The organism is Bacteroides propionicigenes (genome assembly GCF_018390535.1).
GTDB lineage: Bacteria > Bacteroidota > Bacteroidia > Bacteroidales > Bacteroidaceae > Bacteroides > Bacteroides propionicigenes.
In genome coordinates this window covers 203,573-228,949 of the sequence record NZ_JAHBBW010000001.1, presented here as the reverse complement: position 1 = coordinate 228,949, position 25,377 = coordinate 203,573, and the positions used below count along the sequence as shown (strand labels likewise).

Annotated in this window: 24 protein-coding genes; 11 read left to right on the top strand and 13 right to left on the bottom strand. The window is 51.3% G+C overall.

The genetic code is table 11. The features are described from left to right. Positions 1–14: 14 nt before the first annotated feature. From KG118_RS01040 to KG118_RS01020, 5 genes are all read right to left on the bottom strand, one after another. Complete coding sequence (locus KG118_RS01040; protein ID WP_008654997.1) at positions 15–500, bottom strand: hypothetical protein; 486 nt, start codon at positions 498–500, stop codon at positions 15–17. 503 nt (positions 501–1,003) lie between these two features. Then, complete coding sequence (locus tag KG118_RS01035) at positions 1,004–1,492, bottom strand: GNAT family N-acetyltransferase (protein ID WP_008654991.1); 489 nt, start codon at positions 1,490–1,492, stop codon at positions 1,004–1,006. Positions 1,493–1,948: 456 nt separating this feature from the next. Continuing rightward, positions 1,949–2,863, bottom strand: a complete 915-nt coding sequence (locus KG118_RS01030) for a hypothetical protein (protein ID WP_007572000.1) — start codon at positions 2,861–2,863, stop codon at positions 1,949–1,951. Positions 2,864–3,628: 765 nt separating this feature from the next. Then, the gene (locus KG118_RS01025) at positions 3,629–4,330 is read right to left on the bottom strand and encodes a hypothetical protein (RefSeq protein ID WP_225719306.1); all 702 of its coding nucleotides are present in this window, start codon (positions 4,328–4,330) and stop codon (positions 3,629–3,631) included. Positions 4,331–4,345: 15 nt separating this feature from the next. Continuing rightward, positions 4,346–4,927, bottom strand: coding sequence for a hypothetical protein (locus tag KG118_RS01020; protein WP_007571996.1), 582 nt, complete (start codon positions 4,925–4,927; stop codon positions 4,346–4,348). An 81-nt stretch (positions 4,928–5,008) separates the two neighbouring features. Between KG118_RS01020 and KG118_RS01015 the strand changes: the two genes are divergently transcribed. After that, on the top strand, positions 5,009–5,257 hold the full coding sequence (locus tag KG118_RS01015; protein ID WP_007571995.1) for a hypothetical protein: 249 nt from the start codon (positions 5,009–5,011) through the stop codon (positions 5,255–5,257). A 297-nt stretch (positions 5,258–5,554) separates the two neighbouring features. Here the strand turns inward: KG118_RS01015 and KG118_RS01010 are convergent, their stop codons facing one another. The 6 genes from KG118_RS01010 to KG118_RS00985 all read right to left on the bottom strand — a co-directional run bounded on the left by KG118_RS01010 (position 5,555) and on the right by KG118_RS00985 (position 12,055). Next, a complete protein-coding gene (locus tag KG118_RS01010) occupies positions 5,555–7,285 on the bottom strand; it encodes an ABC transporter ATP-binding protein (RefSeq protein WP_007571994.1) in 1,731 nt (576 codons plus the stop codon). 12 nt (positions 7,286–7,297) lie between these two features. After that, positions 7,298–7,918, bottom strand: coding sequence for a class I SAM-dependent methyltransferase (locus tag KG118_RS01005; protein WP_007571993.1), 621 nt, complete (start codon positions 7,916–7,918; stop codon positions 7,298–7,300). Between the two features lie 10 nt (positions 7,919–7,928). Beyond that, positions 7,929–9,734 carry an ABC transporter ATP-binding protein gene (locus KG118_RS01000; RefSeq protein WP_007571990.1) on the bottom strand — a complete coding sequence of 602 codons (1,806 nt, stop codon included), beginning with the start codon at positions 9,732–9,734 and terminating at the stop codon, positions 7,929–7,931. 24 nt (positions 9,735–9,758) lie between these two features. Further along, positions 9,759–10,460, bottom strand: a complete 702-nt coding sequence (locus tag KG118_RS00995; RefSeq protein WP_007571988.1) for an L-2-amino-thiazoline-4-carboxylic acid hydrolase — start codon at positions 10,458–10,460, stop codon at positions 9,759–9,761. Beyond that, on the bottom strand, positions 10,457–11,311 hold the full coding sequence (locus KG118_RS00990; protein WP_213388334.1) for a class I SAM-dependent methyltransferase: 855 nt from the start codon (positions 11,309–11,311) through the stop codon (positions 10,457–10,459). The genes KG118_RS00995 and KG118_RS00990 overlap by 4 nt, the downstream gene beginning before the upstream one ends. 132 nt (positions 11,312–11,443) lie before the next feature. Then, a complete protein-coding gene (locus KG118_RS00985; protein WP_007571984.1) occupies positions 11,444–12,055 on the bottom strand; it encodes a TetR/AcrR family transcriptional regulator in 612 nt (203 codons plus the stop codon). Positions 12,056–12,305: 250 nt separating this feature from the next. On the opposite strand from KG118_RS00985, the gene KG118_RS00980 reads away from it, so the two are divergent. The 3 genes from KG118_RS00980 to KG118_RS00970 all read left to right on the top strand — a co-directional run bounded on the left by KG118_RS00980 (position 12,306) and on the right by KG118_RS00970 (position 14,225). Next, positions 12,306–13,115 carry a KilA-N domain-containing protein gene (locus KG118_RS00980; RefSeq protein ID WP_007571983.1) on the top strand — a complete coding sequence of 270 codons (810 nt, stop codon included), beginning with the start codon at positions 12,306–12,308 and terminating at the stop codon, positions 13,113–13,115. Positions 13,116–13,171: 56 nt separating this feature from the next. Further along, entirely contained in the window at positions 13,172–13,726 is a 555-nt protein-coding gene (locus KG118_RS00975) for a Crp/Fnr family transcriptional regulator (protein WP_007571982.1), read from the top strand. A 79-nt stretch (positions 13,727–13,805) separates the two neighbouring features. Further along, the gene (locus tag KG118_RS00970; RefSeq protein ID WP_007571980.1) at positions 13,806–14,225 is read left to right on the top strand and encodes a DUF4405 domain-containing protein; all 420 of its coding nucleotides are present in this window, start codon (positions 13,806–13,808) and stop codon (positions 14,223–14,225) included. Between the two features lie 11 nt (positions 14,226–14,236). Here KG118_RS00970 and KG118_RS00965 read toward each other — a convergent pair whose 3' ends face one another. After that, on the bottom strand, positions 14,237–14,506 hold the full coding sequence (locus KG118_RS00965; protein ID WP_225719305.1) for a hypothetical protein: 270 nt from the start codon (positions 14,504–14,506) through the stop codon (positions 14,237–14,239). A 189-nt stretch (positions 14,507–14,695) separates the two neighbouring features. Between KG118_RS00965 and KG118_RS00960 the strand changes: the two genes are divergently transcribed. The 7 genes from KG118_RS00960 (at position 14,696) to KG118_RS00930 (ending at position 23,723) form a co-directional block, all read left to right on the top strand. After that, complete coding sequence (locus KG118_RS00960) at positions 14,696–15,355, top strand: recombinase family protein (RefSeq protein WP_007571976.1); 660 nt, start codon at positions 14,696–14,698, stop codon at positions 15,353–15,355. A 322-nt stretch (positions 15,356–15,677) separates the two neighbouring features. Continuing rightward, the gene (locus KG118_RS00955; RefSeq protein ID WP_007571972.1) at positions 15,678–16,928 is read left to right on the top strand and encodes a DUF3575 domain-containing protein; all 1,251 of its coding nucleotides are present in this window, start codon (positions 15,678–15,680) and stop codon (positions 16,926–16,928) included. Further along, positions 16,925–17,953: a DUF5119 domain-containing protein gene (locus KG118_RS00950; RefSeq protein WP_007571970.1), complete on the top strand. Its 1,029-nt coding sequence runs from the start codon at positions 16,925–16,927 to the stop codon at positions 17,951–17,953. Before KG118_RS00955 ends, KG118_RS00950 begins: the two co-directional genes overlap by 4 nt. Positions 17,954–18,011: 58 nt before the next feature. Next, the gene (locus tag KG118_RS00945) at positions 18,012–19,040 is read left to right on the top strand and encodes a fimbrillin family protein (RefSeq protein WP_007571968.1); all 1,029 of its coding nucleotides are present in this window, start codon (positions 18,012–18,014) and stop codon (positions 19,038–19,040) included. A gap of 139 nt (positions 19,041–19,179) precedes the next feature. Next, the gene (locus KG118_RS00940; RefSeq protein WP_007571966.1) at positions 19,180–20,154 is read left to right on the top strand and encodes a fimbrillin family protein; all 975 of its coding nucleotides are present in this window, start codon (positions 19,180–19,182) and stop codon (positions 20,152–20,154) included. Positions 20,155–20,188: 34 nt separating this feature from the next. Beyond that, complete coding sequence (locus KG118_RS00935; RefSeq protein WP_007571964.1) at positions 20,189–21,343, top strand: fimbrillin family protein; 1,155 nt, start codon at positions 20,189–20,191, stop codon at positions 21,341–21,343. Between the two features lie 25 nt (positions 21,344–21,368). Further along, positions 21,369–23,723: a DUF4906 domain-containing protein gene (locus tag KG118_RS00930; RefSeq protein WP_007571963.1), complete on the top strand. Its 2,355-nt coding sequence runs from the start codon at positions 21,369–21,371 to the stop codon at positions 23,721–23,723. A gap of 389 nt (positions 23,724–24,112) precedes the next feature. Here KG118_RS00930 and KG118_RS00925 read toward each other — a convergent pair whose 3' ends face one another. Further along, a complete protein-coding gene (locus tag KG118_RS00925) occupies positions 24,113–25,243 on the bottom strand; it encodes an acyltransferase family protein (protein ID WP_007571958.1) in 1,131 nt (376 codons plus the stop codon). Between the last annotated feature and the right edge of the window lie 134 nt (positions 25,244–25,377).

The window sequence follows — 25,377 nt, the reverse complement described above, 5'->3', positions numbered from 1 at the left end:
TCAGCGTTTTGAGGTTAAAAATGATAGTCGATGACACCGCCGATGTAAAGCAGCGTACCGGGTTTAAATTCACATGCCTGCCGCAGGAACTCGTAGGATTGCTCGGCGTTGGATTGCAGCCCCTCCTCGTCCATGTAGAACCAGTAAGCGGTATCGAGCGGGTTTTTCAGGAACTTTTCGAGTTGATAGACCGGGCCAATCCAGTCCTGCACGCTTTCGGGGGTAAGGGCTTCCGCCCTGCTTCGAATGTCTGCGATGAAATCTTCTCTCCATCGTTCCGCACCGCCTTTGTAGCGTATGGTATCGTCGGAAACAAGCTCGAACATGCCTTTGGGCAGAATGTTGTTTACCAAGTTGTCGATATGGAACTGGCGTTCCTCATCGTCAATCTCCGCACAATAGTCGAAGAAACTATCGTCGCCCTGCGTGAGGGTGTCCTCGTTCAGGTAGTTGTCCTTGCTCACCCGTGTTTCGGTAATTTGAAAAATCTTGCTGTGCATAACTTTAAATTTTTAATTTGTTGAACTTGCTTTTTTCTTCTCCCTGCTTTCGGAGCCTTTCGGCTTCCTTGGCGGGAGAGATTTTACATGCAAGCCAGACAGCGGGGAAAGGACGGAAAGGCAAGCAAACGGCCGGAGAATTTCACGGAATACCCAACCCGTCGAGGTACGAGGCGGGGGCTGAAAGGCCATCTTCGATTTGCGGAAGGCTGCCGGGCAAATCCGCGAGCCGTTAGCATAGTGGTGCTTGACGCCGGACGACCGCTGTACCTTTGCATGAGAAAATCCAACCGGCGAGGAGGCAACGGGGGCGAGATCAGGGAAAGAATGGGATAACCGGAATAAAAGAGGAAGAAGCCCGATTGTATATAGAAGTGGGAATAACGGCTAAAAAAGAAAATCTGCCTGTGAGGGCGATTGACAAAAAAAGCCCCCTGAACCTTTTGACCGTCCAAGGGACTTCACGTGCCCGGCAAAGCGGAATTTTCGGAACGCGAGCCGGATTATAAGGTGGCTTTTAATCGTAATGCATAATTCAACAGATATTTTCCTGAATCGGAAAACTCTTTTTTATTTCCTGTATAGACATACCCGTGGCTCTCATAAAATTTTCTTGCTGCAAAATTTTCTTCCAACACCCACAGGTAAACCTCTTTTACATCGTGACTTTTTGCTGTTGTAAGGAAATGGCGCATAAGTTTTGTCCCAACACCTTCTCCTTGAAAGAACGGATCTACATACAACTCTTTCAATTCCCATATACTGTTTTTACAATCCAGTTTCATCATCCCCTTTACAATCCCGTCATCAAAAACATATATATCGTCCAAAGCTCCTATAACATCCTGATAATATAATGCAAGACGCAATACCGACATTTCATTAAAGGAAACATCATCGTTTTGAAAAATAGGGCGAAAGGCTTTTCTTTTAGAGAAAATCTGTATTTCCGCAAGTCTTGAAGCATCCTTTATCGTGGCAACTCTAATCATTTTTTTGTTTTTATAATTTTGTATTTACATATTATTTTCCCAAAAGTTTCTGTTCTTCACATACTATCCGGCACTGTTTCCAGTATGTTTTTTTCAGAAGCAAATATATAAAAATCAATTCCACAAGGTGCCATGAACGACTTTTTTTATTAAGATTCACAGGAATGTGATATAAAAGAGTTTAACTCCTCCGACGTTCCTTTGCAGCTGCATAGGGTGTCGTGTGTCTTGCCTTGATTTGTCGGGTAACGTCAGGAGCAAAAACGGGAAACGCTATCGGGAGGTAGAAAGGAATGGAAATGGGGTATAAGGGTTATAACAGGTGGACGTCCGCTTAAAAAGGAATTTCTTGTGACATGCCGGGTATGGCATATAACTGGAGAGACGACCTTGCGGAATAAAGCCCCCGAAACCGGCTTTGCAGGTTCGGAGGCTTGTGCCGCATGAGGCTATTTATCAGCGTTTGCCGTGCGCCTGTCCCAGAAGATAGTCTTGCAGGGATTGGTAGCGGTTTTGAATATTAGCGTTTTCATTGAAACCGTTCAGGCAATGAAGCAATGCTTTTTCGAGCGTGATGTATCGGCGGCTGAAAGTCTGTACGTTATCCAAGCAACAGGCTTCCAAAGCGTATTTGAACGGTGCAAAATTTTCAGGTTCTTTCCGAATCCGCACATGCCACAGGAAGAACAACTGAATCGTGAAACTGTCGGATTCACCTGCTTTCATCAAATGTTCTTCATCGAGCAACCGTCGGACAAGCTCCGGGGTAAGCTGGCAATCATTTTTCCGGTAATACATGCGTTTTGCCGTATTATAGGCTGCAAACTGTTCGATGTCCTGTGCCGTCAGCCTGTATACTTCCGAGTAAAATGCACGTACTTCTTTACCTGTAACAACGATTTTCTCGTCTCCGAACTCGTATTCATACGCTTTTTCATCGGAGATTTCCTCTTCTGTTAAGGTCTTGAACCCGTAACATTCCGTTACGATGAACGGTTCTTTTCCGAACTCCGCCAGAGATTCGAGGGCATGGAGGCTGTTGCAGGAGAAGAACATGTCGTTTCCAATACTTTCACCGCTTTCCAGCAGCCGGATTTTTACGTCTTCGGAATCGTTGGTGTACTTCCATACTATCCGACAACTTGCATAATGGGGCTTCCTGCCGTTCGCCTCGACAAATCCGGCAAATCCGCTCTTGATGGCGGCCTTTGTCTTCTCTACATCCGTCAGGACGCTTCGTGCCTTACAGGTTTCGCACCGGCCGAATTGCAAAGAATCGTCGGAAATTTCCGTTATCACTTTGGTGTTGGGGTTTACTGTGGCTTCGCATACTACCTGCGTACCGCCACATCGTGTACATATTATACTCATATCTTGTCAAGATTAAAAATTAATATATCTTTCTATCCGCTATATTGAACTTGTCGATAAGGTTCAGCCAATGGCTGCAATTCCTTTTCAACAAAACAATTTATCCAGATTCTGCTTAAAGCGTAGCATTAGGCGACACTTCCCATCGCATTTACGAACCGACCCCATATAGGCGCATTGACCGCTTGTTTCATCAAACAAAAAACATGACTGCCGGAATGCCTCAAAAATTCTTATCTTAACCTGTTCGTCCAGAACTTTCCCTTCCATAATTTGATTACCATTTGCGTGCATAATACATAAAAGTTAAATTAAACTCCGAGTTATTTATTTCCCTCCTCTCGGAAGCTTTTCAGCTTTCCTTGCCGGGAGAGATTTTACATGCAGATCAGACAGCGGGGAAAGGACGGGAAGGCAAGCAAACAGCCGGGGATTTCACGGAATACCCAACCCGACAGGCGCAGCAAGGAGGGAACTGAAAGGACATCTTCGATTTGGGAAGGCTGCCGGGCAAATCCACGAGCGGTTAGCATGGCGGTACTTGACACCGGACGACCGCTGTACCTTTGCATGGGAAAATCCAACCGGCGAGAAAGTGGCGGAAACGAGATAAGGGAAAGAAGGAGATACGATAGTGGAGTAAAAGGGGAAGAAGCCGGACTGTATAAAAAAGCCGGAACATTGGCTAAAAAAGGAGGTCGTTCCGTGGAAACGGCGTACAGAGAAAGTCCTCTCGAACTTTTACTGTCCGAGAGGGCTTATCGTCTACTCTATAAAATGGTAATGGGCATTTTGGCATTCTCCGTTCGATTGTGTCTTTTGCAAAACGTCATCGACGCTGGAATATCGGCTAAAACAGCCGTTATATATCTGCTTGCCGTCGAGCGTTATCCGTTGCAGGTAACAGCCGCATACTCCGTCACGGCTACGGTCAGCGACAAAATAGAACACGATACCGTTGCTGTACGACAATCGCAATTCCGTATAGTTTATCTCGGTTTTGGGCTGTTCGGTCGGCAGACGGGTATTGAAATAACCCGTAGCCAGCATGACCTGTCCGGCGAAACGCATGGCTTCTGCCCGATATTTTTTCATGGCCGAAGCCACGGGGCTTTCGTCCCGACCGTTTCCGACAAACGATGCGGGCAGGCTTCTGTTCCTGTAAGACAGTTTGAACATGCCGACCTCTTCCTGCACCACGGGCAGGCCGACAGCTTCGTACTCCTCTTTCGTCATTTCGATGAAACGTGTGCGTTCCTCGTCCAGATAGAGGCGGTAAGCGGGTTTCACCCGCTCCCGCTTCTCTTCATATTCCGCCTGTTCCCGTGCGTTCATGCAGTTATAAACGTGTCGGGACACTCTCCGCACCGCATTGACGAAAGTCGGGCTTTTGCATATCCCGAAATGCCGGGCGAAGTCGGGTACAGTCCCGATAAAGCCGTACTCTTTCCAATGATAGGTTCTCATGGCTGTCTGTCCGATTTAATCCACGACCACATATTCATTGATACTGCAGCAAGAATCGGGGTTTTCCTGCGCCCATTCTTCAAACAGAGCCTTGGCATCCTGTTCCGAGCGGACGGTTTTTCCTGCGACCTCGCCAAGCCACGCAAACAGGCTCTCCCTGTCGGCAAAATATTCGCAGAAGTATTTGCCTTTGGCAGTACATAAATCGACTATGTATTTGTCGGTAAAATACTTGCCTTCGCTGTCGTTGGTCTCGTAGAAGCCCATTCCCGGCTCTTCGGTCTGGTAATAATAACGGAGCGATGGGAATTTCTCGCACACGAGGTCGAATGTCTCGTTGCATGGCCCCCATGCCGTCTCCGTCGTAAAGCGGAGGGTTTCGCCCACCATTTCGAGGTTTGCCCAATCTCCCCGACAACTCACCTTGTCCCAGTCCTTGCCCAAGGCATCCACAAGACACCCCAGCCATGATGTCCCGAAGCCGTTTTTCACGGCAGGCGTTTTTCTGTCCTGCAAATCTTTCATCAACTCATAGAGGCTTTTGATTTCCTGCGCGTCGCCCTCTATCACATACGCTGTTGAACACCAGTTTGGCATAATCGTTAATTTTTATTCGTTAAACTTTTTCTTCCCTTTTTTCGGAAGCTGTTCCGGCTTCCTTATCGGGATAGATTTTACATGCAGGCCAGACAGCGGGAAAATGAGGAAAAGGCAAGGAAACCGCCGGGGATTGAACGGAATACCCAACCCGACAGCGCAGCACGGCGGGGACCGAAAGGTCATCTTCGATTTGGGAAGGCTGCCGGGCAAATCCGCGAGCCGGTTAGCGGAGCGGTACTTGACGACCGAATGACGCTGTACCTTCGCATGGGAAAATCACACCGACAAGGGAGTGCGGCAGGGAGCGATAAGAACGAGAATAAATAAAAAGGAGAGGTGAACGGGATATAACGGGTATAGAATATGGACTTGAAAAGGAAATTTTTCGGTATAATTATAATAAGGTGTTTCCGGACACGAGGCCGGGTAGCCGTCTTGTCTCTGCCATAACCGAAAGGTCCAGCGAACAATGAATAACGCAGCATCGTTCAGCAGTCAGAAACAGTAACTATGCCGTCGTACTGATTTACGACAATGCCGATAAAATAAGGAAAAGCCGAAAAGAGGGGCTTGCCTTCTTTCCGGCTTTTCGTGAAAGTCCTATTATCCGGGCTTCCCGTTATTCTATACGGTCCAGCCTGCGGACTTCTCTTGAATCGTCCACAGACGGGCATAAAGCCCCTCGTGCCGCATCAGTTCGTCGTGCGTGCCTTGTTCTTTTACCCGTCCGTCTTCCAGAACGACGATCCGGTCCGCATTCATGATCGTCTTAAGCTTGTGGGCGATGACGATGACGGTGCGTCCCTTGATAAGCGTGTCGATGGCTTTCTGCACCTCCACCTCGTTTTCCGGGTCGAGCGATGCGGTCGCCTCGTCCAGCAGGATAATCGGCGCATCCTTCAAGATGGCGCGGGCGATGGATATGCGCTGTTTCTCGCCGCCGGACAGCGTGCAACCGCCCTCACCCACCATCGTGTCGTATCCCTGCGGCAGGCGCATGATGAAATCGTGGCAGCAGGCTTTCTCGGCTGCCGCGATGATCTCCTCGTCCGTCGCACCGGGCTTTCCGAAACGGATATTGTCGCGTATCGTGTCCTGAAACAGATAGACGTCCTGGAACACCATCGAGATGCGGCTCATCAGACTTTCAGGTTCTATATCTTTCATCGGAACGCCATCGAAAAGGACACGCCCCTGCTGCGGGTCGTAGAATCGGGCGCAAAGTTTCATCACCGTACTTTTCCCGCTCCCCGAAGGACCGACGAGAGCCGTCAGCGTGTTTCTCGGAAACGCGATGGAAACGTCCTGAAGCACCTTCTTGTCCTGATAGGCGAACGACACATGCTCGAACCGGATGTCGCCGGTGGCCGGCGCCTGCCGTTCGCCTTCCATCTCCGGCTCGTTCATCAGCGTGAGAATACGCCCTCCGGCAATGGAGAAGTAGCGGAACTCCGCAAAGTTGGTCAGCGCCGAAGTCAGCGGGTCGAACACGCGCGAGCCGACCACGAGGAACAGCACGAAGACGAGCAGCGAGAGTTCGCCTCCCAACAGCAGGTAGGTTCCGCACAGCACCATCAGGGTCAGTCCGGCCCGCACCAATGTAATGCTCAGCAGCACGAAAGGCCCCAGCATGGCTTCCTGACGGATACAGGCACGGCGCAGTTCCGCAAAAGCATCGCGCAGGCGGACAAAGCGGTCGCCCAGCAGGTTGTAGGCTTTCATCACGCGAATGCCCTGCAAGTATTCCTCCAAGCGGTTCCCGGCATTGATTTTGGCTTGTATCTGCCTGCCGCTCAACTTTTTCTGCACACTCGTGCTCATCCATAGGACAAGCAAGGCGACCGGCAGTGCGGCGAACATGGCAACGGCCATCCGCCAGTCGATCCATACCAGCGAGAGGAATGCCAGCACGGGCATGACGACGGCTCCCATCAGTTGGGGCAAATGGTGGGAAATGCCCGTCTCGGCCATCGTGAAATCGGTAACGAGCATGGACGAAAGATCGCCGGGGTCGCGCCGGGAAAGAAATCCGAGAGAGAGTTTCCGCAGATGTTCCGCCAGTGCAATGCGCCCCGACGCACTCATTTCGTAGGCTCCTCTGAAATTGGCCCGGTAGGAGGCCCGTTCGGCCAAAGCCATCACCAGCATATAGACAGCCAATATGCCGAAAATGCACCACAGTCTTGCCGTGTCGAGCGGTCGTCCGCTGCCGTCGAACGCGGCGAAGATGATGCGCACCGCCTCGATGGAGAGGCAGAAAGGTATGATGTTGACCAGATTGGCGAGCATGGTATAGCCCACGGGCTTGTAAAGACGTTCCGTATGGCCTATCGTAATGTTTTTAATCGCATTCATGTTCCACTCCTTTCATTTATGTGCGACGATATGCAGTTCTTCTTTTTTCTGAATTACCCGGATGTCGGAAAAGCCGGCTTGGGACAGCAACTGTTTCAGTTCTTCGGCTCCGTACACCGTCATTCCCTTTATCCGCTCCGTCCACGCCTTTCCGAGTTCGGGGTCGCTCGCTTCCAGACTGATGAGAAAGCAGCCCCCTTTCCGGATCACGCGGAAGACTTCGGCCAGCGCCTTGCTGACGGAAGACCAGAAATAGACGGTCTCGAAGGCCGTAACGGCATCGAAGGCCCCGTCCCCGTAAGGCAGGGAGCAGACATCGCCCTGCTGTATGAAACATCGGCGGTCCAGTTCTCCCGCATTGTGCCTGCGGGCGAAGGCGACGCTCTCCTCCGACAGGTCCATGCCGTAAACTTTTCCCTGCGGACACAGCTTCAGCAGACGCTTCACGTTGGCGCCGCCCCCGCATCCGATGTCCAGCACATTCCATTCCGGCCGCCAGTCCACCTGTTTCATGCCGCGATGGGCCAGCGAAGCGTGGAAACAGTTCATTCCCCGCAAAATCATCCGTCCCCAGAATCCCTGCGGACAACTCGTATTCTGTAAAATATCGTTCAAGAAACTATTCTTTTTCATATCTCCGTATTCAATTTTTGTTCAACTTCCAATGATAAGCGCTCGTATAGGCATCCCACATGTTCTTGTAGAGCCCCTCGGCGACGGATAAGTCGTCGTGCTGGCCCTGCTGTACGATCCGTCCCTGCTGCAAGACCACGATGTTGTCCGCCGAGACGATGGACGACAGCCGGTGGGCGATAATAATCACGGTCTTGCCTTTTATCAGGGATTGAAGGGCCTGCTGCATCTTGTATTCGTTCTCCGGATCGGCGAAGGCCGTGGCTTCGTCCAGTACCAGTATCGGCGCATTCTTCAGAATGGCGCGGGCCACGCATACCCGCTGCGCCTCGCCGCCCGACAGATACACGCCCTCGTCGCCTATTCTCGTCTCGTAGCCTTGCGGCAGCCGCTCGATGAACTCGTGGCACTGGGCGGCTTTGGCCGCCGCCACGACCGTTTCTTTCGTTGCGGCGGGGGAACCGACGGCGATGTTCTCGTACAGCGTGTCGTAGAACAGGAACGTATCCTGAAAGACGAATGAAACGGTATCCATCAACTGCGTCGTAGCGATGTTCTTGATGTTCACGCCACCGATGAGAATCTCGCCCTGCTCCACGTCCCAGAAACGGGGAATCAGGTTCGCGACGGTGGACTTGCCGCTTCCCGAAGGCCCCACGAGCGCCGTAATCCGGCCTTGCGGCGCCGTGAAGCAAACATCGCGCAGCGCCTCGGTACGTGTGCCCTGTTCCGTATTTTCGTAGGAGAATGACACGTGGCGGAACTCCACCTCATACGACTGCGGCACTTCGGGGTGTTCCGGTTCGGGAACGGGCTTTTTCTCCAGAATGCGGTCGATACGCGCCACGCCTTCGTCGATCTCCTTGGTGTTTCCGCCCAGGAACGTCAGTTTGTAGATGGGCGAAGCCACACCCGGTCCCATGATGATGAAAAACAGCCATACGGCGGCCAATGCGAGCGACTGCGGATTCCCTTGTATCAGCAGGATACCCACGGGAAGAATGAACGTCACCATCGAACCCAGCAGGACGGTGAACGCGATCATCCCGTTCTGGTAGGTGTCGCAGCATTTCAGGGCGAACGTCTTGTAAGCCTGTATCTCGGCGTTGAACTGCCGGAACGAGCGGACGCTCTGTCCGAATATCTTCACCACGGGCATTCCCCTGACGTACTGCACGGCGGAGGCGCTCATCTTTTCCTGCGCATCATAGTAAATACTCATGAACTCCCGTGCCTTCTTCCCCATGAAATTGGAGAATTGCAGGGCGAAGCTCAACAGCACCACGGCCAGACAGACCGCCGTCAGCCATGTATCCAGCGAGAAAAAGATGACGAGCATCACCACGACCGTCGCCACTACGTTCACCAAATCGGGAATCGTGTGGGCGATGAATCCCTCGATTTTCTCGATGTTCTGCTCCATCGTCTTCTTGATGGCTCCGGTAGAGGTGTTGTTGAGATAACCCAGCGACAGCTTGCCGATATGCTCGGACAGCCGGACACGCAATCCGTACAGAATGCGGAATGCAGCCACGTGCGAGGACATCAGGGCGGCGTACAGCAGCACCAGTCCGCCGATAAGCCCGCAGAAGGCGATCCAGCCCCAACGAATCATGCCGGCTTCGTCCACCGAAGCCGGGCTTGTACCGTGCGTCAGCAGCTCTTTCAACACCTCGTACACCGCCCAATAGGGTACGAGCATACACACGGCGCTGCCTGCCGACAGCAGACCCGCCAGAAAAAGCAGCCCTTTCTTCTGCCCCGCGATCTCGAACAGGCGGGACAGACCTTCTTTCTTCTTTTCTTTTGTTTCCATATATTGAATTTTATCCGATTCTCTCTATCCGTTGTTGGTAAATTCCTGTAAATCTTCCGGCCGGATTACAACAGCCCCGTCAGCCGCTCCCCGCTCTTTTGTCAGCCGGAAATCGCAGCACGAAGCACCGTGTGCCAATGTGCGGGTCCGTGTCAGCCGGATACCGAGTACATCGTGTGTGATATAATCATTCACGCAGAAATAGGGAAAAAAGCACTCGACGCCAATACGGGAACAGAGTTCGGCGACCGGGCACCGGGCAATGTCCATACCGACATCGAACGTATCGTCCGCATTCGGCAACACGCAATCGAACAGCCAATCGTCCTCTGTGGAAACATGCGAAGCGGAAGCGATGCGACGCACATAGTCGGGCGAACACAACATTTCGCGTATTTCCGAAATTTTTTCAGAAGGGATACTCGACAACGTGAGCTTTTTCAATGCTTTCTGCGTAACAATGGAAAGTTCTGCCGGACTCCATCCTCTGGCCGACAGTTCTTGCCACAGACCGATCTCATAGGCTATACCGATAATGTTTTTCACCCATGGTGATGTCGGCGGGACATCCGGAATGATTGCGGAGATACGATGAAAATTCTCGACAGCCGCTTCCATCACGGAATCAACGGATTCGACCGACAAACGGGATGCCAGTTCTTCCCTGAAAAATTCTTCGAACCGTTCCAACATTGGGAGATAAGGTTCAATCGTCGTCTCTTTCATCTTTCATGGAGAATTGCCGCCGTGTCACGGGAATTCGATACGATTTCATATCCCAACATCGAACTGAACTTGTAGCACAGCCGCGTCATCCGTCCCAATATTTGCCCGAAGAAGAAGCCCCAGCGCGGACGGAAAAACTTCATGTAATTGGCCTGTTCCAAAAGGCGTAGGCGGGGTTCCCATTGTTCTACCAGACGCCCGTCGCTCAGACCGGAGCGGATTTGCGCCTCGTGTTCACGGAGCGAATCGGGTTTCACTCCGTGACGGCTCATCATCGTACCGCAGACGTCGAACCACAGTTCGCCGCCCCCGAAACGCTCGGCCACATGGTGCAGAAATGTTTTTACCTGCTTTTCATAGAAATACATCAGCACGCCTTCGACCACGAAGATGAAATGCGCATCGGGATGCCGGCGACGCAGGTCGTCCAGCCAGCCGGCATCCAGCAGGGAGGCCGCAATGTAGGGGTTGCCCGGCTGCTCCGGAATCAGCTCGCGGCGCAGCGCGATGACTTCCGGCAGGTCCATGTCGTAGAATACGGCCTTCCCGTCGCCGATACGCTGGAAACGGGTGTCCAGACCACAGCCCACATTCACCACCACCGCATCGGCGTGCTTCCCTATGAAGCGGCGCACGGCACGGTCGAAAAACCACCCGCGCACGACGCAGCCGACCTCGCTCAACTTCGCCCCGTCGAAACGGGAGTAGTCGTATTCCAGACTGTCCACCAGCCCCTCCGCAACCTTGTCGTTCAGAATCGGGTTCTTTCGGCCGCTCTCTTTCGCCCTGTAATAGAGCGGAATGAGCAATGTCTCGGCGACAATGCTCTCGAATTTATGTCTCTGTTTCATTTGTTATGATATTTATTAATGAACGATATTCAGATTTGTTCACGAATAAAAAAAGAGGAAACCTTTGTGAAGATTTCCTCTTTTCCCGCTGCCCCGTTACGGCAGCTTGTCCGTATGTGTCTTTTCTATCTGTCATACCTTGATAATGGCCCTCCAACCTTGAATTTCAAACAGAATATAGTCATGCAGAATGGATTCCATTTCCTGTTTGGGCACCGCGTGCATCAACAGCTCCTCGAACAGCGTGAACATCCACACCGTATGCAGGTGAATGATAAAATCGGACACAGCCGTATTTATATTCGGGTACTTCTTCTTCATGGCGGCGAACCATGCCTTGACCAGCCCGGTCGAACGGTCGGTGTAGCTTTCGCGAAAATGTTCCAGCGAAGAGCCTTGGGCACGGAACAACAGGATCTCCAGCAGGCTGCGATGCGTTTCGATGAGCGAAACGTATTCGTCGATACAGGCTTTCAGGTATTTTTCGGAACGCATCGTCATCACGTCCTCGCCGCGTATGCCGTGATGCTCCTGCAACATGGCTTCCATAGCGTGCAGGACGGGACGGACCACTTCACAGAACAATTCGTCCTTGTTCCGGAAATAATTATATATGTTCCCCACACCGACACCGACGGCTCCGGCAATCTCGCGCATGGAGGTCTTGGAATACCCCTGCTGCCCGAATCGCTGTTCGGCGACTGCCAATATGCGGCCGCGTATGTCTTCTTTGAGTACCTGCATAAATAATGAACGATGTTTCCGTTTATATTTTTGCAAAAGTACGGGGTTTGAATTTACTGGACAATACCTATTTATGGTGATTTTACATGATTGAAATAAGGGAAAAGCAGGTATTACCGGAGGTAGCGAAATACCTTGTCTATATCCTTGTCTATATCCGAAAGGAAAAGTCATATTGTTCATTGAAAAGGAGAAAGTCTCATAGATTATAATTACTTTTGTACATAAAACCCAAAGAATCAAATATAAAATGGCAAAGATTACAGTAAAAGACACAAGTGTCACAATTATATCAGTCAACGAGAATGATTATATCAGCCTGACAGACATAGCAAGATACAAAAGCGATGACCCGACTGCGGTTATCGGGAACTGGCTGCGTAACCGGAATACAATAGAATATCTGGGTATTTGGGAGAGTTTGTACAACCCGAGTTTTAAACCCCTCGAATTCGAGGGGTTTAAAAAGGAAGCCGGGCTGAACGCCTTTACCTTATCACCGACAAAATGGATAAGTACGACAAACGCAATAGGCATACTCTCCAAATCGGGACGCTACGGCGGCACTTACGCTCACAAGGATATAGCATTTAAGTTTGCAAGCTGGATTTCCGTTGAATTTGAACTGTATATTATAAAGGAGTTCCAACGATTAAAGACCGAGGAACAACAGCAACTCGGTTGGTCAGCCAAACGGGAACTGTCGAAAATCAACTACCGCATACATACCGATGCCATAAAACAGAACCTTATCCCGGCAGAGGTAACCGCCAAACAAGCCAGTATTATCTATGCCGATGAAGCCGATATGCTGAATGTGGCGATGTTCGGTATGACCGCCAAGATGTGGCGTGAGCAACACCCCGAACTGAAAGGGAATATCCGGGACTATGCCACAATCAATGAGCTTATTTGCCTCTCAAATATGGAAAACCTCAATGCAGTATTTATAGACCAAGGTATTCCGCAGGGTGAGCGGTTGATTAAACTCAATCAGATAGCCATTCAACAGATGAGAATATTGGGAACTGGCGGCAGCGAACGCAAGTTATTAAAGTAGATGAGTCTCTATCAGAATTTGTGCCGAGTACGTGATGAACAATACACTATCAAACCATGACGAATAAAGATGAAATGACAATGAACTCTGATAAAAACGCCTATTTTCTATCGCTTCCGGAGATAACCGAATTATCCGTTCCTCCTAAAACGATATTGTTGGAAGAAGGCAAGGTAGCCGACAGAATGTACCTGATCCGGAAAGGTTGCCTGCGCCTGTTTTTCAACAACGAAGGACGGGACATCACTTTCCAGTTCTTTTTCGAAGGGGATTTCGTCGCGTCATTCGACAGCCTGTATCAACGGACACCGAGCCTTTTTTCCCTGGAAAGCATAGAGCCGGCAGAACTGTCGGTTATGAAGCGGGAAGATTTTTTCAGAAACCTCGGACAGAAGCCCGCGCTACGGCAGATATATGAGGAAAAAATCATCGAACGCTTCCATGTTTATCAGCGGCTCTTCCTTTCCCGCATAAAGAACACCCCCCAACAACGGTATGAAGAACTGCTGAAAGAACACCCCTCTATCATACAGCGGATTCCCCAGCATTATATTGCCTCCTATTTGGGGATTACTTCTGTTTCCCTGTCGAGGATCAGAAACAGGCGATAGTTCATTTCTTTACATTTGTTATCGTCCGGTTCCAGTCGAAGATGCGAACTTTGCCGCATCTATTAAAACCGAAAGACAGATGAAAAAGATTTTTATAATAGACTGGAGCCTGATTCCCGTGTTTGTCCTGTCCGCATACTCCGGAATCGAATTGCATGTGGCCGACTATGAAGGCAATCACGAGGTATGGCATAATTGGGCAGTTTTCCATGTCCTGACGAGCCTGCTGTTCCTCATGGCCTCCATATTTCATATAGCGACGCATTGGGGCTGGTACAAGGGAACTGCCAAGAACGGAATAGGCCGGAAAAGCAAGGTCACGGCGGTACTGTCGGTCCTGTTCCTGTCCGTGGTTCTGACCGGATTTGCCCTGTTAGGCATAGAAGGAGCAGGTTCCCCGGTCGGGCAATGTCATTTTTGGGCAGGAATCGTTACAACTGTCCTTTCTATCGGCCATATACTGAAACGCCTTCCGTTGCTACGCAAATCATTGAAATAAGCACAACCTATTCAACGGACAACTTCCGGACAAAGCGTTCTTACAGAAATCGGGGTACTTATTACAAATGCGGCTTCTTGCTTACTGTCGAGAAGACCGCATTTTTCTTTATTTTTCGGCATATCATTCGATTTCAGCATTGCTCGTCCAACCATTTGGGGCATCCGGTCCATTCGTTGCCCCTTCAAATCCGGCATCAGAGAATGGCTGTTGTCATAGGCACCGACTTCATGCAGTTCCACGAATGAGGCATTTCCTCCGTAACGGTTTATGTTTTTCACGAGCTTACGGCCTGTCCGGAGAAAACATACGTGCCAGTTTTTCCCGACGAGATTCCGAAAAGACATTAAAATAGTTGAAGAATAAAATGTTACGCATACAATTATGTACAGAATCCTTTCATTTCGAACCATCATGCCTTATTTATACCGGACGGGGGCAATGTCGCTCCCGTAAAATAATTAAGGATTATGATAATAGGTTATTTAAGGGTCAGCACGGGCAAACAGAACCCGGCTAACCAACAAGACGAGATCCGGCGTTTCGCCGACAGTAGAAATCTTTCCGTCAGCCAGTGGGTGACGGAGGTCGCCAGCGGCAAGAAGAAGGGGTGCGACCGCAAATTAGGGGGACTGATACGGCGCATGAAACGGGGCGACACGCTGATTGTCACGGAAGTTTCGCGGCTAAGCCGCACGCTGACGGACCTCATGGCCATCATGGGCAAGTGTCTGGAGAAGGGAATCAACCTTTACACAACCAAGGAGGGGTATTCGTTCGACAACTCCATCAACAGCAAGGTACTTTGTTTCGCGTTCGGTCTGGTAGCGGAAATTGAACGCAACCTGATTTCGATGCGCACGAAGGAGGCTCTCGCCCTCCGGAAAGCCGAGGGTGTCGTCCTTGGTCGGAAAAAAGGCAGCTACACGAAAATGAACGTGCTGATCGAAAACCGAAAGGTCATCGTTGGCATGTTGAAGCGGAACTGTACGATTGCCGATATATGCAGGCGTTTCGACATTTCGCGGGATACATTCATGAAATTCCGTAGCCGCTATAAGGAAATAGATAAGGCCATGAAAGAGAAAGAGATAAGACGGAAAGGGGAGTTGCAAAAACGGAGGGTATGATTTTACGTTGGTTAAATCGTTCGTTTTCAGCCACAAAATTACAAAAACACGAATTATCCACAAAAAAAATCTGCAAAAAATTGCGTTTCAGTTCTTTGAGTAGGACAAATTTTCCCGGAGTGTCCGAATAATACGACCTTTTTTCCGATAGTCTTTTTAACGAACGATTTAACCAACAAATAAATCGGCATAACTGACAGTTATCCGGCTGATTATTTGTTGGTTCGGTGCTTTTTTACCTCTAAAGAAAGAAGCACGGCACGGACAAACGTACAGAGATTGAATAAATAGCTGATATAAATAAATTGGCATAGACAGAATTATGACAATGAAACGAATACTGTTATTATTTCTTTTATTCTGCGGCGGGTATGTTCATGCGCAAGAGTTGGACTCGGCCCGTATCCATTACCGGCAGGGCCACAGGGAAGTGGACATGCTCTTCCGGGACAACCGCGCGGAACTGGAGCGTTTTATCCGCACCCTGCGTGAAGAACACGGTGCGGACCGCCTTGAAAGCGTCGTGATACGCTCGTGGGCATCGCCCGAAGGTGTGAACCGTCTCAACGGGGTGCTGTCAGAGCGCAGGGCCGACTCCCTGAAATCCTATCTCGTGCGCCACGCCGGAATCCCCGACAGTTTGATCTGCATACATGGAGAAGGTATTGCGTGGGACATGCTGCGCCAAATGGTCGCCGCCTCGGACATATTATACAAGGAAGAGGTGCTGCATATCCTTGACCATACGCCCGTATGGGTGTTCGACAAGGCAGGTCGCGTAGTGGACGGACGCAAGAAACAGCTCATGGACCTGCGGGGCGGTATGCCGTACACCTACATGCTGGAGAATTTCTTTCCCGAACTGCGCTCCAGCCTCTCGGTGGCCTGCTACCGGAAACCCGAACCGCCCGTAAAAGTCATTTCCCAAAAAGAGACGAAAGTGAAAGAGCCGGAACCGGCCCTGCAACCCGATAGCGTGGCGGAACCGGCCTCCGAGCCGGCAACGGTGCGGAAGGAAGCGACCGTGCAACCGCATAGACCGACAGTACAGCGGTTGGCCGTTAAGACCAACCTGCTCTACGATGCGATACTGATGCCTTCGCTCGAAGTGGAGTACCGTATCGCCGACCGTTGGACGGTGAACCTCGAAGGCGACATGGCATGGTGGAATAATGACGGCAAGCACAAATGTTACCAAGTAGCTACAATCAGCCCGGAGGGACGCTGGTGGTTCGGACAGAAGCAAGGCAGCCCGTGGCACGGCCACTACCTCGGCGTGTTCGGCGGCTTCACGTGGTACGACCTTGAAAACGGCAAAGAGGGCTATCAGGGCGAGGCCGAAATGGTGGGTGTCAGCTACGGCTACATGTTCCCCATCGGACGGCGGCTCTCGCTGGAAGCCGGTATCGGTCTGGGGTACATGCACAGCAAGTACGAAGAATATCTTCCCATCGACGGGCACTACGTGTACCAGCAGACAAACCGAATGAATTACTTCGGTCCGTTGAAACTGAAGTTTGCCCTTGTGTGGCGGTTGTGGGATACCGATAAAAAGAAAGGAGGCGCACGATGAAAGCAACGCTACGATATACCCTCATGGGGCTTACGTTTGCAGGATTGACATTCCTTTCCACGAGCTGCCGGAAAGACCTGTGTTACGACCACGACGAGCATGGTCTTTCCGTGAAGGTGAATCTCTCTTCCGACTGGGAACAGGAATGGGAACGTACTTACGCCTATGACTGGGAAAAATTGTGGGAAGAGGACTGGAAGTACGACTATGAAGATTTGTGTCCTGCTCCGGCCGACGGAATACGTGTCCAAGTCTATACCAGCGACGGACAGCGTATAGAGAGCAATCTGCCCGATGAAGGAGGACGGATCGCCATGCCGGAAGGCACGCACGAACTGTTGTTCTACAACAATGATACGGAATATATCGTGTTCGATGGCGTGGCCGCTTCGGAATCCGCCACAGCCACCACACGCGGCGTGACCCGGAGTTCTTTCCATGAATTGCACGCGGGGGAACGTACCGTGAACCAGCCCGACATGCTTTACGGGGCATACATGGAAGAATACACGGCAGAAAAAACACTTGCCCCGACGGAGCTGCCGGTTACCTTGCGTCCATTGGTTTACACCTATATGATACGTTACGAGTTCGAAAGCGGACAACAATACGTGGCCTTGGCACGCGGAGCCTTGGCAGGCATGGCCGAAACGGTCTATCTGAACGATGGGCATACCGGAGAAACCGCAGCCACGGTAATGTTCGACTGTACGCTGGAAGATTACGGAGCGGAAGCGCTGGTACAGTCGTTCGGCGTACCCGACTATCCGGGTGAACATTACGGACGAAACGGTACGGACGGGCGAAGGTACAGCCTGAACTTGGAGGTGAGAATGGTGAACGGCAAGTTCAAGACCTTCGAGTTCGATGTCACAGACCAAGTGAAAGGACAACCACGGGGTGGCGTTATCGTCGTGAGCGGGCTGTCGATTTCCAACGACGAGGGGCTGGAAGGCGGAGGCAGCTTTGACGTAGATGTGGACGGCTGGGGAGAATGGGTGGACATACCGCTGCCCATTGACTGAAACGAATAAAACAACAGGTACTAAATAACCAAATTTTTAATTTAATTTTTTACATCTTATGAAGAAAAGTTTTTTTGTGCTTGGAGTGGCTGTAGCAGCACTGGCAAGCTGTACGAACGAAGAAGTTGTGGATATGCCGCAGAGCCGGGCGATCCAGTTCGGAACTTTCGTGAACCATTCAACGAGAAGTAGTGTGACTGAAACAACGGAGCAGAATCTTCAGAAGTTCTTCGTATTCGGAAACTATGATGATTCATGGACTTCCGTATATACCAATGTTCAGGTAGACGGAGGCACTGTAGGAGCGGAGGGGACGGTTTGGAATCCCACACAGACTGCTTATTGGATAAATGGCAAGAAGTACCGTTTTGGCGCTTACTCCAATGGTGGTAATAAAATTGAGAATGCAGAGTTTAATGCAACCTCTCGAGTGTTGACATTCCCAAATTACTCGGTAGACAATACGAAAGATTTGATTGTGGCTATACCCCAAGAGGTGACTGCAAAAGAAGCTAATAATGGTCCGGTAAACTTATCTTTCTACCATATGTTGTCGCAGGTGAAGTTCACGTTCAAGAACACGGACGCTTATGACTACACCATGAAAATCTCCGACATCAAGGTGAATGCAGTAAAAACAACTAATGTTACAGCGACTTATGCCGAAAGCGGGAAACCAGATATCAATTGGACTACTCAAAGTGTTTCAACAGAGGACTATGATTTCGGAGCATTAGGGGATATTGCCGAAGAATTTAAGGACGCTACCCACACTACGACCTGCTTTGTCATTCCACAAAGCAACGAAAATCTGGAAGTAACCTTTACCGCAACTTTCTATGATGCAGCAAATAAACAATTAAGTGAAAATCAGTTCAAAGGAAAATTGGCATATAAAGGCGATGTTAGCGGCACAGTACAGAACCAATGGACTGAAGGTTTCAAATATAACTATACAGTAGAAATCAACGGTAGCACGATTGATCCGGAGTTGAAGGAGCAGGTAATTGAGTTCAAAGTTATTGATGTAGATGAATGGGCTGACGCATCAAATAGTGATGTAACCCCGGAAAACGCCGGAGAGTAATCGCTTGCATCAATAGCCGAAAAGACATCACATCAGGCTATGAGGGGTTGAATGTCCCCTCATAGCCACTAACGGGAGTGTTGCTCCTTATTTACGCTACCGGTAGCGTCAGAAATAACCGGATATAAAGAAACAATGTATGATTATGAATAACAACCTATTCAAAACCTTGTTCATACCGGCTGTCGCCTGCCTGCTGGGAGCCTGTACGGAAAGCACGGGCCCGGACATGGAAACAAGCGGCAACAGCGGGGCGATCCGTTTTGCCGGTCCCGCCGTGACACGGGCCGCCATCGACGACGCGGACGGAATGTTGACCGATGGAAACTCGTTCAGCGTATGGGGGAACTACACCGACGGAACGGGCGGTACGGCCACGAGCGTGTTTAACGCCGAAAAAGTGACATACGTTTCCGGCATGTGGGGTTACGAGGGCACGAGATACTGGCTCCCCGGTAATACCTACGACTTCTACGCCCTTTATCCGTCTGTGGAAACGCTGGGCGATGCCGTGTCCTCCGCCACCTGCACGGACGGCACATTTACCGTCAAGGGCTTCGACGCCACGAAAGGACACGACCTGATGACGGCGAAAAAGACGGGTATCTCCGTCATGGCAGGCCAGACAGAGCCTCCCGGTCCGGTAGCCCTCAAATTCCAACATTTGCTGGCACGCATCACCTTTGCGGCACGCAGTGAGGGTGGCAACGCCACGGTACATTCCATCTCCCTTGAGGGGCTGGATGTCAAGGGAGATTACGACAGCGGCAAGGAACCCCTGTGGAGCAACACGGCAGAGGGAACCGTCAGCGTGGAGAAAGAGACTTCCGTAACTCCAGCCGGAAATGCGGACGTGTCGGGCGACCTGCTACTCATTCCGCAATCGCTCACGGACGGGGTGAAACTGACTGTCACCTACGATACCGATGCCGAGAGGGGAAAGACCGCTTCCTACACCTTGCCTGCCACCACCGTGAGCATGTGGGAGGCGGCGAACCATTACCGTTACTCGTTCACCCTCACCGGCGGAGGCTATATCGTGTTCGACCCGCCCACGGTCAACGCATGGAGCGACGCCATAGGCGGGAACGTAACCATCGACGTGACCCAATAACCCAATTATAAGCTATCTGTAACTTGACGATAAAATGAACATCCAAATGAAGCAACGATACATACTTCCGGCTCTCCTGCTTCTCTGCTCCGCCTGCCAGCAGGAGGAATGGGCGCAGCCCGAAGCCGACAGTCCCGACGCCATCCACTTTGCCGCCCCGGTCATTACCGTGGAGAAACTCACCCGGAGCACGTTCCACGACGCATTCCCCACCGGCGGCACGTTCGGCGTACTGGGCTACTGCGTGCCTTATCAGCGTGGCAGTAACACCGAAAAGGACTGGGCATCGGGCAGCGCGAACTGGGGTAACAAGAGCGGCAACGCCTTCCCCGACGTGTTCTTCAATCAAGCCGTCACCTACAACGGCTCGGCCTGCACTTATGACTATAATAACAGTGGCGGCCCGCGAAAATGGTACAACACGACGGAAAATCCGGCGGCGACCTCCCCCGACAGCTATCGGTACACCTTTTTCGCCTATTACCCGAAGGACGGTTTTACAGTGGAAAGTCCCGCCAGCGCCACCACACGGGGCGTGCCGAAACTGACGTTCACCATGCCGTTCGGCGAGACGGGCGATGTAGCGACTACCACGTTGAACGACATGCAGACACCCGACGCGATGGTTTCCGTCGTCTATAACCACCTGCGTACCACGGGGAACGTGGGCTTCAATTTCAGCCACATCATGACGGGCTTGGGCTTCGCCGTGAACAACTACAATTACGGAGATGAAAAGAAGGAAACTGTTACCGTCAAGCGTGTTACCTTGTCGGGCCACTTCACCCGCTCGATTACCATCGATTTCAGCAAGAATACCAACGAAGAGGGATTCTACACCTACAGCGGCACCTATCCCGGCACATACGAGATATATAACAACGAGACAGGGCTTGCAGTAGCTCCCAACAGTTCCGTCAGCCCGATAGGCGACAAGCACCTGCTTCTGTTGAGCAACGCCACGGACGGCACTTATTTCGGCAAGGACGTGGAGGTTTCCGTCGAATATACCTACAAAGGGGCGGATAAGACCGCTACAGCCGAACGTCCGACACAGTTCCAGCCCCGTGCGGGTGTCCGCTATACGGCGCAGCTCAACTTCGTGGGCGAAACCTTCGCGCTGAACTTTATTGCCGCCGATAACGAGTTCTGGGAAGACGGGGGCGACAGCGACGTCTCTATCCAATAAAACAACAACCGAAAACAGCATAAAGATGAAAAAGATACTTTATTATTTCCTGCCGGTGGCCTCCATGCTCTTGCCGGCAGCCTGCACCACGGAGGAGGACTTTGGCGGCGGTACCGTTCCGCCCGGCGACGGATTCACCATCGAGGCCGTCTGCCAGAACATGCTGCCGCAGCAAGTCGTCACCCGCTCGGCCATCGCCAAGGACGACAAGGAGAAGCGCATCAACCAGCTCTACCTGTTCTTCTTCGACGAAAACGGCGACTATCTGGAATCGAGCAACACGAAAGTATTCTCGCCGTATATGGCTCCGTCGGCGAATACGACCAATGTCAGCATTCCTACGGACGTGTTTAAAGATCCGGCACTCGCAAAAAAAACTACCATCTACGCTTTGGCCAACGTGACTCCGGAGGTGGTAACTGATGCCAACGGCGACGGTTATCCCGATAATTTCCCCCAATATAGCAAAGACGGGAAAAAGCCCAAGGAGCTGCTCGAAGCGTTCGTGTACGATCCTGCCAATTATACTCCTAACACCCGCGATGACATCACGACCCTGCCCAGCACGGGAATGCCGATGGCGGGCAAGAGCGCGACCGTGAACCTCACCGAGAAGGGAAGCCTCACGATGCAGCTCAAGGCACTGATGGCCCGCATCGACATCAACATCAGTATCGATTCCGACCACTCGGACGAGAGCGGACAACTGCCCCGCCTTTCCATTGCGGAATGGGGCGTGTACAACATGCCTACCGCCGTACCCCTGACCGAGCCTGCCGATGGCCAGACCAGCCTGACTACCGATGAGCCATACCGCAATGTAGAAAACATACAGAGCGATGCCGTCGTTTACAACCACGGCGGGGCCGCCTCCCTGACCTTCTACATGTTCGAGAACATGATTGAACCGGACGAAGATCCGGAAAACTATCAGTATCCGGCTGGAGTAGAGGACGATGTTGACAAGCAGCGGTGGAAGCCGAGACTTGTAGGCGAAAACAGTAAGGCTACCTATTTCAAGATGAGAGCCTACTACACTACCTATAACGGCGACCCCTCCCTGCCCGCAAATCAGGATAACACCACCATCGAGGCCGAATATACCTTCTATCTCGGAGGCAACCCGGTGAATGACTTCAAGGTGATACGCAACAGGCACTACGCCAACAACATCGTCATCAGCGGACTGACCCATGTGGGCAACAACCCGGACCACATCACCTTCGATGCCCGCGTCAACATCACCGAGCAGAACAACCCGTTCTACCTGTCCATGCTGCGCGAGCGTGACCACGACGCCCACTTCTGTATCACACCTTTGGACGTGTACCTCTTCGAGGAAGATGAGAATCCAAAGATGAAAGTCAGCATAGCCGACCCGGAAAGTCACACTTGGATACGCATGGAACGTGTGCCAGCCGAAAATATGGAGAATGGAACACTCTCTGCCGACATGAGTACAGATACCCATTTGGCGACCGGACAGAAATGGACTGCGGGAAACGGCAAACGCAAATACTTCACCACGGACTTGGTGACCAACACCCTTGCCCAAAACACCGAATACACCATCAGCAGGAGCCGTGACCGCATCTATTTCTACTTGGACGAAAACCTAAGCACGAAAGACCGCACCGCCACCGTCAACATCTCGTACACCGACAACAACACGCAGACGCCACGTACCCGTACCATTGAAATCGTACAGCACGGTCTGTTGCCGGTACAGTGGTATTATGAAGGCAGACTTCAAGGCACTATCTACGTGGAAGCCTATGAGGAATATATATCCCATTACGACCCCCTGAACGAGTTTGAAGGGGATTATATCTATGACGGTTTGGAATGGGGTTGTAATGGTGAATACATCGGAGGTCCGCTAAATAACGAATGGACGGAAGGAAACAAACATGGGGCGGCAGCTACCCGGCGCATTATTACCCAAGCTGGACAATCAGAAATGAACCTGAACGAAAAACCCCGCTCAGCGGCGGAATATTGCTATAACAAGAACAAGCGCAATGCCAATGGAGCCGTACAGGGCATGAGCAATTCTTCCGGTTGGTTCCTGCCCGGTATCTCCCAACTGGAAAGTATTCTTACCTCTTATTACAATACATACACGGAGTTCCAGAACAATTTCTACTGGTCATCGGCGGCAGCAAAAGATAGAACAGGAATATGGCCTGCGTATATCTATCCAGAGAGCACCAGCTATGCCCGTGCCACCAAGGCCCTGCCAGACGGTGGTTATGCAGAAAGTGATTGGGACGATATATACACGAATGATAACGGCACTACCGGTAAAGCACCCCGCATCAATAGACCTCTCCGCATCCGTGCAGCCTACGTACCGCCCAGTGGCGTAACTATCCAGTGACAACCGCCAAACTTTAATTCCGTGTCTTACTCACTGCCCGTCTGTAGGAAACCCCTCTACAGGCGGGCAGTGCTGTTTTTATTCTCCCGGTATGTCTTTGGCCTGTACAACCGACATGCACACGCACGTTTTATACGTCGGTCGGGATAGAAAAAGGTGTGACAATATCAAAAGAACCTATTCAACAAAAAGAGGTTTGTAGCCTCCCCAAAAGCCCCTCAAACCTATGGCAAAGGCATCAAGGGGCTTTTCTTCTATCAGCGAAACAGTAATAGACATTTGGGTTCGCGTTATCTGATTGTGTCGTCCGCAAAACACCTTCGGCGTCGGAACTTTATCTGTCATCCGACAGAAATACGATAATAAATATAGGATTTCTTTACCGCTTTTTATTTCTTCTTCAAGAAACGTTCCGTGAGCCATTTGCGCACCGGGAGATCATAGCACTTCAGGCAGGCATAGGCAAGCGCGAACGCCCCGACGAACGTGAGCAGCATGTAAGGAAGGCCTTCGGCAAGTGTCGCCTGACGGTTGAACGCCCATGCCGTATAAATATAGACCAGCGGATAGTGGGTGATATAGACGGGATAGGATATGTCGCCCAGAAACTTGCATACGGCAGCGGAGCGTTTGCCCGTTATCCTGCCTCCCGCTCCCATCGAGACGATAACCGGGAAAATGCAGATGATGCAGAAAGCCTCGTAAAGCCCGTTCATCCAATACCCGTCCTCCCCACCGATACGGGGCGCGGAAAGCACGGCGATTATCATCAGGCTGCACCACCCAAAAGCATTCTTGCGGGTGCGTATCAGCCAGCCAAGCCGGGACAGGAGCAGTCCGCCAAAGAAGGGGTACATCAGCCGGACCAGTCCCACGTACTGCTGTTCCCAGTTCAAAGCCCATCCGCCCACGATGTCGCCGGCAGGTGCGGTAAGGCAGCGGTGTACCGTGAAGCACGCCGCTATCGCCACGAGGACAGTCAATGCCGTCTTGCTGAACTTGCGGATGAACAAGGCGTACAATATGTTGCCGATGTATTCGTAGTAAAGCGACCATGCCGGCCCGTTCAGCGGGTGCATTTCCATCCATCCCCGGACGTCCCACTTCAGCGGCAGAGGCAGTAACGTACAACCCAGCAGCATGACCAGCAGCACCGCACCGGCGGACACGCCCTCCATTGCCGGATAACAGGGGGCATCCTGAAACCAAAAGAGCGCGGCTCCCACGATACTCCCCATGATCACCATAGGCTGTAGCCGGATAAGACGACGCTTGAAGAAGGTTCCCGTGCTCATCCGGTTCCAACGGTCATCGTATGCGTAGCCGATGACGAAACCCGAAAGCATGAAGAAGAAATCGACTGCCAGATAGCCATGATTGATAATCTGGTTCAGATGGTTGCCGCCGGAATGCGCTTCCAGCAGATGAAAGGCCACTACCATAGCAGCCGCCACACCGCGCAGTCCGTCCAGAATCTCGTAGTGCGGCTTCGAGGTCAGATAAGAGTTTTGCATGTTCATGAATTATACCGGTAAAAGACTGAATGCAAAGATAGTATATAATAAATAATTACGATGTTCGTTACCGATTAGAAAATATCAAACAGTCAGATTTCCGTTTAAAAAGAGAGCCGATCTTCACAGACAGGCTCTCC